This is a genomic window from Actinosynnema sp. NPDC059797, assembly GCF_042732085.1.
Classification (GTDB): Bacteria; Actinomycetota; Actinomycetes; order Mycobacteriales; family Pseudonocardiaceae; genus Actinosynnema.
On sequence record NZ_JBHWIE010000579.1, the window covers coordinates 1 to 3,099 of the forward strand.

Genomic DNA, 3,099 nt, shown 5'->3' on the forward strand with positions numbered 1-3,099 from the left:
GCGGATGGCCCGGGCCATCCCACTTCGGGAGGTGCGGGCGGAGGCGTTGGCTGTCCTGGTGCCGCTGGTGGCGGAGGTCGCCGGGGCCGAGCGGGCGCGGGCGGTCGCCGACCGGGTCGAGGACCCCGACGCGCGGGCTCGGGCGCTGGCCGCGCTCGTGCCGCACGTGCCGGGGGCCGAGGCGGACCGCCTGGTCGTCGCCGTGGTGGCGCTGCACCGGTGGGAGCTGGTGCTGCCCGCGCTCGCCCGGTGCAAGCCGGAGGTCACGTCCGTGATCGCCCGCGACTTCCTGGCCGCCACCCGCATGTGAACGACGACACACAGGTAATCGCACAGCCGTAGGAACAACAAAGTTGAGCCGACCGTTGTCAGGTTCAGCAGGCGGCAAGACCGCCGAGAAGCACCGAAGAAGGAGGCGAGCGCCATGATGGTGCGCACGGACCCGTTCCGGCAGCTGGAGCGGCTCACCCAGCAGGTGTTCGGTTCCGAGGGCACGCCGTCCCGCCCCTCGGCCATCCCGATGGACGCCTACCGCAGGGGTGACGAGTTCTTCGTCCAGTTCGACCTGCCCGGCGTCTCCCCCGAGTCGATCGGCCTCGAGGTCGAGCGCGACGTGCTCACCGTCCGGGCCGAGCGCGTCGCGAAATCGGGTGACGAGCGCCAGTGGCACGTCACCGAGCGCCCCCGAGGGGTGTTCTCCCGCCGGGTGCTCCTGGGCGACGCCCTGGACAGCGAGCGGATCGAGGCGGACTACGAGGCGGGCGTGCTGACCGTCCGCATCCCGGTGGCCGACCGCGGCCGGCCGCGCAAGATCGCCGTCGTCGACCGGCGGCAGGCGGTCGAGGCCTGATCACGAGCCCGGCGGCCGGGGTGGGACCCCGGTCGCCCGCGTGAGCCCGACGGTCCGGTCGCATCCCCCACGACCGGGCCGTCGGCACGTCCGTGCCCGAATCAGGGGTGAACCCCTGAAACGGACACGTCACCCCTCCAGGGGGTGACACGACCAGGTGATCTCTAGTCTGATGGTGTGTCCCCTACCCCGACCAGGGCGGAACACGGCCGGATGAGCACCGCGTTTGAGACCCACGTCCGCCACGCCCTGCGGGCGACGTGGCAGGGCGTGCTGCTGATGGGGCTCTCCGCGCTGTCGCTGGCCTCGTTCATCTCCACCGTCATCTCGATGGCGTTCCTCCCGCTGGGCGTCGGCCTGGTCCTGGTGCCGGTCGCGGTCGGGGTGCTGCGCTGGACCGCGAACCAGGGCCGCCGGCTGGCCGGCGCGGCGGGCGTCGAGGTCCCGGAGCCCTACCTGCCCCGGCCCCAGCCCGCGAGCGGGTTCGCCGGGCTCGCCCAGCGCGTGCAGTGGATGCTGGTCGAGGCGGCCACGTGGCGGGACCTGCTGTGGTCGTTGACGAACACGCTGGTCGGCTTCCTGTCGGGCCTGCTGCCGGTGACCATGCTGGGCTACGCCATCCAGGGCGTGGTGCTGCCGCCCGTCCTGTGGCTGATCGAGCCGAACGGCGAGGTGAAGTTCTGGCACGGCCTCATCCAGCTCGACGAACGGGGCAGCACGGCGGCGCTGTCCGTGGTCGTCGGCCTGATCGTGGCCACGCTCTGGCTGTTGGCCCCGCCGTACCTGGTGCGCGGGCAGGCGGTGTTCACCCGCTCCCTGCTGTCGCCGACGAGGGGCGCGCTCCTGGCGGACCGGGTCGACCGGCTCAACCACCTGCGCTCCGAGATCATCGACATCCAGGAGGCCGAGCTGCGCCGCATCGAGCGCGACCTCCACGACGGCGCGCAGGCCCGGCTGGTCGCGATCGGCATGAAGCTCGGCGCGGTCGACCGGTACCTGGAAACCGACGTGCCCAGCGCCCGCGCGCTGCTCACCGAGGCGCGCGAGGCGTCGGTGAAGGCGTTGCAGGAGCTGCGGGACCTGGTGCGCGGCATCCACCCGCCCGTGCTGGCCGAACGCGGCCTCGGCCCGGCCATCGAGGCGCTGGCCCTGGAGAGCCCGCTGGACGTCGAGCTGACCGTGGACCTGCCGCGCAGGCTCTACCCGCCGCTGGAGTCGGCCGCCTACTTCGCCGTGACGGAGCTGCTGACGAACGCGGCCAAGCACGCCGACCCGCAGCAGGTGGCGATCACCGCGACGCTGTCCGACGAGCTGCTGCGCATCACCGTCGCCGACGACGGCCGGGGCGGCGCGGACCTCGACCACGGCACGGGGCTGCGGGGCATCGCCCGCAGGTGCGAGACCTTCGACGGTAGGCTGACCGTACGCAGTCCAGTCGGGGGTCCGACTGCCATCACCCTGGAGTTGCCGTGCGCGTCGTCCTCGCCGAGGACCTCTACCTCCTGAGGCAAGGTCTCGTCCAACTGCTGGAGTCACACGGTTTCGAGATCGTGGCCGCGGTGGACAACGGGCCGCAGCTGTTGTCCGTGCTGCTCTCCGAACGGCCGGACGTGGCCGTGGTGGACGTGCGGCTGCCGCCGACGTTCACCGACGAGGGCATCCAGGCCGCGCTGGAGGCTCGGCGCCAGGTCAAGGGCCTGCCGATCCTGGTGCTGTCCCAGCACGTCGAGAGCCTCTACGCCCGGGAGCTGCTGGCCGACGGCGCGGGCGGCATCGGTTACCTGCTCAAGGACCGGGTGTTCAACAGCGACCAGTTCATCGACGCGGTCCGCCGCGTCGCGGACGGCGGCACCTCGATGGACCCGCAGGTGATCTCCCGGCTGCTGGCCGGCAACGCGCGGCGCGAGCCGCTGGCGACGCTGACCCAGCGGGAGCGCGAGGTCCTGTCGCTGATGGCGGAGGGCTGCTCCAACGCCGCGGTCGCCCAGCGACTGGTGATCAGCCAGGGCGCGGTCGCGAAGTACACCACGAGCATCTTCACCAAGCTGGACATCATCCAGTCCGACGACCACAACCGGCGCGTGCTGGCCGTCCTGGCGTACCTGAACTCCCCTGGTCGGGACGGGCACCACACCGACTAGGCGGGGTGCCGGCGGCGGACCCCGGACACGCCGCCGCCGACGGTAGTCCACAAAGGACCCAAGACCCCCGGGTGGCGGCCGCCCGTCGCGCGCGGCACGCCGGACCGC

4 protein-coding genes are annotated in these 3,099 nt (G+C 72.5%); all 4 read left to right on the forward strand.

Annotation, left to right across the window (positions count from 1 at the left end):
- The coding region (locus ACFV4N_RS41875) for a hypothetical protein (protein ID WP_499678252.1) at positions 1–310 on the forward strand (310 nt) is incomplete at its 5' end.
- Positions 311–424: 114 nt separating this feature from the next.
- A complete protein-coding gene (locus ACFV4N_RS41880; RefSeq protein WP_499678253.1) occupies positions 425–850 on the forward strand; it encodes an Hsp20/alpha crystallin family protein in 426 nt (141 codons plus the stop codon).
- A 213-nt stretch (positions 851–1,063) separates the two neighbouring features.
- Positions 1,064–2,356, forward strand: a complete 1,293-nt coding sequence (locus tag ACFV4N_RS41885; RefSeq protein WP_499678254.1) for a sensor histidine kinase — start codon at positions 1,064–1,066, stop codon at positions 2,354–2,356.
- Positions 2,320–2,991 carry a response regulator transcription factor gene (locus ACFV4N_RS41890; protein WP_499678255.1) on the forward strand — a complete coding sequence of 224 codons (672 nt, stop codon included), beginning with the start codon at positions 2,320–2,322 and terminating at the stop codon, positions 2,989–2,991. The genes ACFV4N_RS41885 and ACFV4N_RS41890 overlap by 37 nt, the downstream gene beginning before the upstream one ends.
- Positions 2,992–3,099 lie beyond the last annotated feature (108 nt).